The sequence below is a fragment of the Escherichia sp. 20412-1 genome (assembly GCF_003027595.1).
Classification (GTDB): Bacteria; Pseudomonadota; Gammaproteobacteria; order Enterobacterales; family Enterobacteriaceae; genus Escherichia; species Escherichia marmotae.
Genome location: NZ_PYQM01000006.1, coordinates 157,108 through 163,888 on the forward strand (window position 1 = coordinate 157,108; position 6,781 = coordinate 163,888).

Annotated in this window: 8 protein-coding genes and 1 pseudogene; 6 read left to right on the forward strand and 3 right to left on the reverse strand. The window is 53.2% G+C overall.

All coding sequences use genetic code 11. The features are described from left to right. The first annotated feature begins 128 nt into the window (after positions 1 to 128). The 5 genes from cysP (at position 129) to cysM (ending at position 4,985) form a co-directional block, all read left to right on the forward strand. Positions 129 to 1,145: a thiosulfate/sulfate ABC transporter substrate-binding protein CysP gene (gene cysP, locus C7B16_RS07035; RefSeq protein WP_107179523.1), complete on the forward strand. Its 1,017-nt coding sequence runs from the start codon at positions 129 to 131 to the stop codon at positions 1,143 to 1,145. Further along, positions 1,145 to 1,978: a sulfate/thiosulfate ABC transporter permease CysT gene (cysT, locus tag C7B16_RS07040; RefSeq protein ID WP_000458417.1), complete on the forward strand. Its 834-nt coding sequence runs from the start codon at positions 1,145 to 1,147 to the stop codon at positions 1,976 to 1,978. The genes cysP and cysT overlap by 1 nt, the downstream gene beginning before the upstream one ends. Then, a complete protein-coding gene (cysW, locus tag C7B16_RS07045; RefSeq protein WP_000852694.1) occupies positions 1,978 to 2,853 on the forward strand; it encodes a sulfate/thiosulfate ABC transporter permease CysW in 876 nt (291 codons plus the stop codon). Before cysT ends, cysW begins: the two co-directional genes overlap by 1 nt. Beyond that, the gene (gene cysA, locus C7B16_RS07050) at positions 2,843 to 3,940 is read left to right on the forward strand and encodes a sulfate/thiosulfate ABC transporter ATP-binding protein CysA (RefSeq protein WP_000021087.1); all 1,098 of its coding nucleotides are present in this window, start codon (positions 2,843 to 2,845) and stop codon (positions 3,938 to 3,940) included. Before cysW ends, cysA begins: the two co-directional genes overlap by 11 nt. Positions 3,941 to 4,073: 133 nt before the next feature. Continuing rightward, positions 4,074 to 4,985 (forward strand): cysteine synthase B, encoded by a 912-nt coding sequence (cysM, locus tag C7B16_RS07055; protein WP_001516829.1) that lies wholly within the window; start codon positions 4,074 to 4,076, stop codon positions 4,983 to 4,985. Between the two features lie 196 nt (positions 4,986 to 5,181). On the opposite strand, the pseudogene C7B16_RS07060 reads toward cysM, so the two are convergent. Next, positions 5,182 to 5,271: pseudogene (locus C7B16_RS07060) on the reverse strand (WGR domain-containing protein); the annotation flags it as partial. A gap of 32 nt (positions 5,272 to 5,303) precedes the next feature. Continuing rightward, positions 5,304 to 5,678, reverse strand: coding sequence for a YfeK family protein (locus C7B16_RS07065; RefSeq protein ID WP_000719937.1), 375 nt, complete (start codon positions 5,676 to 5,678; stop codon positions 5,304 to 5,306). A 104-nt stretch (positions 5,679 to 5,782) separates the two neighbouring features. Between C7B16_RS07065 and pdxK the strand changes: the two genes are divergently transcribed. Next, positions 5,783 to 6,634, forward strand: coding sequence for a pyridoxine/pyridoxal/pyridoxamine kinase (gene pdxK, locus C7B16_RS07070; protein ID WP_000096626.1), 852 nt, complete (start codon positions 5,783 to 5,785; stop codon positions 6,632 to 6,634). 33 nt (positions 6,635 to 6,667) lie between these two features. On the opposite strand, the gene C7B16_RS25255 is transcribed toward pdxK, so the two are convergent. Continuing rightward, the coding region (locus tag C7B16_RS25255; protein ID WP_224481887.1) for a hypothetical protein at positions 6,668 to 6,781 on the reverse strand (114 nt) is incomplete at its 5' end.

The following is a 6,781-nucleotide window of genomic DNA, read 5'->3' on the forward strand; positions in this document are numbered from 1 at the left end:
GGGAGGATTTCGCCTTATTCTCTTTTTAACTTCCAAATCACCAAACGGTATATAAAACCGTTACTCCTTTCACGCCCGTTATAAATATGATGGCTATTAGAAAGTCATTAAATATATAAGGGTGCGCAATGGCCGTTAACTTACTGAAAAAGAACTCTCTCGCGCTGGTCGCTTCTCTGCTGCTGGCTGGCCACGTGCAGGCAACGGAACTGCTGAACAGTTCTTATGACGTCTCCCGCGAGCTGTTTGCTGCCCTGAATCCGCCGTTTGAGCAACAATGGGCAAAAGATAACGGCGGTGACAAACTGACGATAAAACAATCTCATACCGGGTCATCAAAACAGGCGCTGGCGATTTTGCAGGGCTTAAAAGCCGATGTTGTAACTTATAACCAGGTGACCGACGTGCAGATCCTGCACGACAAAGGCAAGCTGATCCCGGTGGACTGGCAGTCGCGCCTGCCGAATAACAGCTCGCCGTTCTACTCCACGATGGGTTTCCTGGTGCGTAAGGGCAACCCGAAGAATATCCACGACTGGAGCGATCTGGTGCGTTCCGACGTGAAGCTGATTTTCCCGAATCCGAAAACCTCCGGTAACGCGCGTTATACCTACTTAGCAGCGTGGGGCGCAGCCGATAAAGCGGACGGCGGCGATAAAGCCAAAACCGAACAGTTTATGACCCAGTTCCTGAAAAACGTTGAAGTCTTCGATACCGGCGGTCGTGGAGCGACCACAACCTTTGCCGAGCGTGGCCTGGGCGACGTGCTGATAAGTTTTGAGTCGGAAGTGAACAACATCCGCAAACAGTATGAAGCGCAGGGTTTTGAAGTGGTGATTCCGAAAACCAATATTCTGGCGGAATTCCCGGTGGCATGGGTGGATAAAAACGTGCAGGCCAACGGTACGGAAAAAGCCGCAAAAGCTTATCTGAACTGGCTCTACAGCCCGCAGGCGCAAACCATCATCACCGACTATTACTACCGCGTGAATAACCCGGAAGTCATGGACAAGCTGAAAGATAAATTCCCGCAGACCGAACTGTTCCGCGTGGAAGATAAGTTTGGCTCCTGGCCAGAAGTGATGAAAACCCACTTTACCAGCGGCGGTGAGTTAGACAAGCTGTTGGCTGCGGGGCGTAACTGATGTTTGCAGTTTCTTCAAGACGCGTGCTGCCGGGCTTTACCTTAAGCCTTGGCACCAGTCTGTTGTTTGTGTGCCTGATATTGTTACTGCCGCTTTCCGCGCTGGTGATGCAGCTTTCTGAGATGAGCTGGGCGCAGTACTGGGAGGTGATCACCAATCCGCAGGTGGTCGCGGCCTACAAAGTGACGCTGCTGTCAGCGTTTGTGGCATCGATTTTTAACGGCGTTTTCGGTCTGTTAATGGCGTGGATCTTAACCCGCTATCGCTTTCCGGGGCGCACGCTGCTTGATGCGCTGATGGATTTACCCTTCGCGCTACCGACAGCGGTCGCGGGTTTAACCCTGGCGTCGCTCTTTTCCGTGAACGGTTTTTACGGCGAATGGCTGGCGAAGTTTGATATCAAAGTGACCTATACCTGGCTGGGGATCGCGGTGGCGATGGCCTTTACCAGCATTCCGTTTGTGGTGCGAACCGTGCAGCCGGTACTGGAAGAATTAGGGCCGGAATACGAAGAAGCGGCAGAAACGCTCGGCGCAACACGTTTACAGAGTTTCCGCAAAGTGGTGCTGCCGGAGCTTTCTCCGGCGCTGGTGGCGGGCGTGGCGCTGTCGTTTACCCGTAGTCTTGGTGAGTTTGGCGCGGTGATATTTATCGCCGGGAACATCGCCTGGAAGACGGAAGTAACGTCGCTGATGATTTTTGTGCGTTTACAGGAATTTGATTACCCGGCGGCGAGCGCGATTGCTTCGGTGATCCTCGCAGCATCGCTGTTGCTGCTGTTTTCTATTAACACTCTGCAAAGTCGCTTCGGTCGGCGTGTGGTAGGTCATTAATGGCGGAAGTTACACAGTTGAAGCGTTATGACGCGCGCCCGATTAACTGGGGCAAATGGTTTTTGATTGGCACCGGGATGCTGGTGTCGGCGTTCATCCTGCTCGTGCCGATGATTTACATCTTTGTGCAGGCATTCAGCAAGGGGATCATGCCGGTATTACAGAACCTGGCAGACCCGGACATGCTGCACGCCATCTGGCTGACGGTGATGATTGCGCTGATTGCTGTGCCGGTGAACCTGGTGTTCGGCATCCTGTTGGCCTGGCTGGTGACGCGTTTTGATTTTCCGGGGCGTCAGTTGCTGCTGACGCTGCTGGATATTCCGTTTGCGGTGTCGCCGGTAGTCGCCGGTCTGGTGTATCTGCTGTTCTACGGCTCCAACGGCCCGCTGGGCGGCTGGCTTGACGAACATAATCTGCAAATTATGTTCTCCTGGCCGGGAATGGTGCTGGTGACTATCTTCGTGACGTGTCCGTTTGTGGTGCGTGAACTGGTGCCGGTGATGTTAAGTCAGGGCAGCCAGGAAGACGAAGCGGCGATTTTGCTTGGCGCGTCTGGCTGGCAGATGTTTCGCCGCGTTACGTTGCCGAACATCCGCTGGGCGCTGCTGTATGGTGTGGTGCTGACTAACGCCCGCGCGATTGGCGAGTTTGGTGCGGTATCGGTGGTTTCCGGCTCGATTCGCGGCGAAACCCTGTCGCTGCCATTACAGATTGAATTGCTGGAGCAGGACTACAATACCGTCGGCTCCTTTACCGCCGCCGCGCTGTTGACGCTGATGGCGATTATCACCCTGTTTTTAAAGAGTATGTTGCAGTGGCGTCTGGAGAATCAGGAAAAACGCGCGCAGCAGGAGGTACATCATGAGCATTGAGATTGCCAGGATTAAGAAGTCATTTGGTCGCACCCAGGTGTTGAACGATATCTCACTGGATATTCCTTCTGGTCAGATGGTCGCGTTACTGGGGCCGTCCGGCTCCGGGAAAACCACGCTGCTGAGGATTATCGCCGGGCTGGAGCATCAAACCAGCGGGCATATTCGCTTCCACGGCACCGACGTCAGCCGCCTGCACGCGCGCGATCGTAAAGTGGGATTTGTGTTCCAGCATTACGCGCTGTTCCGCCATATGACGGTGTTCGACAACATCGCCTTTGGCCTGACGGTGCTGCCGCGTCGAGAGCGCCCAAATGCGGCGGCGATCAAAGCGAAAGTCACCCAGTTACTGGAGATGGTGCAGCTTGCTCATCTGGCAGATCGTTATCCGGCGCAGCTTTCTGGTGGTCAGAAACAGCGTGTGGCGCTGGCGCGTGCGCTTGCCGTGGAACCGCAAATTCTGTTGCTTGATGAACCGTTTGGCGCGCTGGATGCGCAGGTGCGTAAAGAACTGCGTCGCTGGCTGCGTCAGCTTCACGAAGAGTTGAAATTTACCAGTGTGTTCGTCACTCACGATCAGGAAGAGGCGACTGAAGTTGCCGATCGTGTGGTCGTGATGAGCCAGGGCAATATCGAACAGGCGGATGCGCCGGATCAGGTCTGGCGTGAACCGGCGACCCGCTTTGTGCTCGAATTTATGGGCGAAGTGAACCGCTTACAGGGAATTATTCGCGGCGGGCAGTTCCACGTTGGCGCGCATCGCTGGCCGCTGGGGTATACGCCTGCATATCAGGGGCCGGTGGATCTCTTCCTGCGTCCGTGGGAAGTGGATATCAGTCGCCGCACCAGCCTCGATTCGCCGCTGCCGGTACAGGTACTGGAAGCCAGTCCGAAAGGACACTACACCCAATTAGTCGTACAACCGCTGGGGTGGTACAACGAACCGCTGACAGTTGTGATGCATGGCGATGACGCCCCGCAACGCGGTGAGCGTTTATTCGTTGGCCTGCAACATGCGCGCTTGTATAACGGCGATCAGCGTATTGAAACCCGCGATGAGGAGCTTGCTCTCGCACAAAGCGCCTGATAGGTTGAGTAAATGTTAAACGCCCGGAGGCGCATCCCGCGATCCGGGCTTTTTAATGGCAAGGTTTGTAACCTGTAGGCCTGATAAGACGCGCAAGCGTCGCATCAGGCAACACCACGTATGGACAGAGATCGTGAGTACATTAGAACAAACAATTGGCAATACGCCTCTGGTGAAGTTGCAGCGAATGGGGCCGGATAACGGCAGTGAAGTGTGGTTAAAACTGGAAGGGAATAACCCTGCGGGTTCGGTGAAAGACCGCGCGGCATTATCAATGATTGTCGAGGCGGAAAAGCGTGGGGAAATTAAACCCGGTGATGTGTTAATCGAAGCCACCAGTGGTAACACAGGCATTGCGCTGGCAATGATCGCCGCGCTAAAAGGCTATCGCATGAAATTGCTGATGCCCGACAACATGAGCCAGGAACGTCGCGCGGCGATGCGTGCCTACGGTGCGGAACTGATTCTTGTCACTAAAGAGCAGGGCATGGAAGGCGCACGCGATCTGGCGCTGGAGATGGCGAATCGTGGTGAAGGCAAGCTGCTCGACCAGTTCAATAACCCCGATAATCCTTATGCGCATTACACCACCACCGGGCCGGAAATCTGGCAGCAAACCGGCGGTCGCATTACGCATTTTGTCTCCAGCATGGGGACGACTGGCACCATCACCGGCGTGTCACGGTTTATGCGCGAACAATCCAAACCGGTAACGATTGTTGGCCTGCAGCCGGAAGAGGGTAGCAGCATTCCGGGGATTCGCCGCTGGCCAGCGGAATATCTGCCGGGCATCTTTAACGCTTCTCTGGTGGACGAGGTACTGGATATTCACCAGCGCGACGCGGAAAACACCATGCGCGAACTGGCGGTGCGGGAAGGGATTTTCTGCGGCGTCAGCTCCGGCGGCGCGGTTGCCGGTGCGATACGCGTGGCAAAAGCCAACCCTGGCGCAGTGGTGGTAGCGATCATCTGCGATCGTGGCGATCGCTACCTTTCCACCGGGGTGTTTGGCGAAGAACACTTTAGCCAGGGGGCGGGGATTTAAGGATTAATAGCATTGGAGGCTGATGACAAACGCAAAACAGCCTGATGCGCTACGTTTATCAGGCCTACAAGGTTCCTGTAATATATTGCATTAGCAATATTTTGTAGGCCGGATAAGGCGTTTACGCCGCATCCGGCTAAACAAAGTGCACTTTGTCAATAATCTGATTTGTCGGCAGTTGTTGCTGCCGACAAATGCCATAGTTGACAGCTAAACTATCCCCTTCGTAATCTATCCACCAAAATTTACTCGATTTTTCATCGTTATAAATAAAGCATTTTTTCATGTTACCTCCTGTAAATGCCTTGCCAAAGCGGATTAATTCCCTTCCTCAGGCACTGTTTTATCCGTCTGCGCAATCAGCGCATGTAAAAAAGGTTGCGCATTTTCATCGCTCTTACCGGGCATCTTCACGATGTAAGGCTTACCGGTAATCGATGATGACGAAGCCACCTTATCAATGAATTGCTCGGCAGTATCAATGCGGTTACGGGTATTACCCAGCTTCAAGCGCAGATGAGAAACTGCTTCATCACAAGTATGTTGATCGCCATTGCGTATGAATATCAAATCCTTATGCTGCGCTAATCCCTCCAGCATGGCGTTAATTCTGACTTCTTCGTGGGCAGTTAACTTCGCGTAAGCGGGGAGTGCCATCAGCAGTGTGATGACCAGACAAATGATTTTCTTCACTGAATTGCCTTATCCTTGTGTTGTATTAGCCGATTTGACTGCCAAAATCAGGTAAAGTTTCGGTTGGGGTACGATGAGGATCATCGGCAAGGAGAAATTATTAAATGAGTAGTTTGTTGTTGTTTAACGATAAGAGCAGGGCGTTGCAGGCGGATATCGTCGCCGTGCAGTCGCAGGTGGTGTATGGCAGCGTAGGCAACAGCATTGCCGTGCCTGCCATTAAACAGAACGGCCTGAATGTCTTTGCCGTACCGACCGTGTTGCTGAGTAATACGCCGCATTATGACACGTTCTACGGTGGTGCGATTCCGGACGAGTGGTTTAGCGGTTATTTGCGCGCACTGAAAGAGCGTGATGCGCTGCGTAAGTTACGTGCGGTGACTACGGGCTATATGGGGACAGCGTCACAAATTAGAATCCTTGCCGAATGGCTGACAGTCTTACGCGAAGAGCATCCTGACTTGCTGATTATGGTCGATCCGGTGATTGGCGATATTGATAGTGGTATTTACGTCAAACCTGACCTTCCCGATGCGTATCGGCAATATTTACTGCCACTGGCGCAGGGGATTACGCCAAATATCTTTGAGCTGGAAATCCTGACCGGTAAAAACTGCCGCGATCTCGACAGCGCCATTGCCGCAGCAAAAAGTTTGCTTTCAGAGACATTAAAATGGGTGGTTATTACCAGCGCTTCCGGCAATGAAGACAATCAGGATATGCAGGTGGTGGTGGTCAGTGCCGATAGCGTGAATGTCATTTCCCACTCTCGGGTAAAAACGGATCTTAAAGGTACTGGCGATCTGTTTTGCGCTCAACTTATCAGTGGATTACTGAAAGGGAAGGCGTTAACCGACGCAGTGCACAGCGCAGGTTTACGCGTGCTGGAGGTGATGTGTTATACCCAGCAGCATGAAAGCGATGAATTGATTTTGCCGCCGCTGGCGGAAGCATAAAAAAATGGCGCCCACGGGCGTAATGCCAGTCAGTTAAGCAACTGACTGGCTCTTTTTCGGGGCTGTGGGGTATTTCCAGGGCCTCTCCTTTACCACTCTCGGGAAGGCCCTTTCCCTTCTTGTCGGTAATTTCACAAGTTGTCCCAT

Bases quoted from the DNA above. Each gene is read 5' to 3' on its own strand.
- cysT (WP_000458417.1), top strand. From the start codon at position 1,145: ATGTTTGCAGTTTCTTCAAGACGCGTGCTGCCGGGCTTTACCTTAAGC.
- cysP (WP_107179523.1), top strand. From the start codon at position 129: ATGGCCGTTAACTTACTGAAAAAGAACTCTCTCGCGCTGGTCGCTTCT.
- cysA (WP_000021087.1), top strand. From the start codon at position 2,843: ATGAGCATTGAGATTGCCAGGATTAAGAAGTCATTTGGTCGCACCCAG.
- pdxK (WP_000096626.1), top strand. From the start codon at position 5,783: ATGAGTAGTTTGTTGTTGTTTAACGATAAGAGCAGGGCGTTGCAGGCG.
- cysW (WP_000852694.1), top strand. From the start codon at position 1,978: ATGGCGGAAGTTACACAGTTGAAGCGTTATGACGCGCGCCCGATTAAC.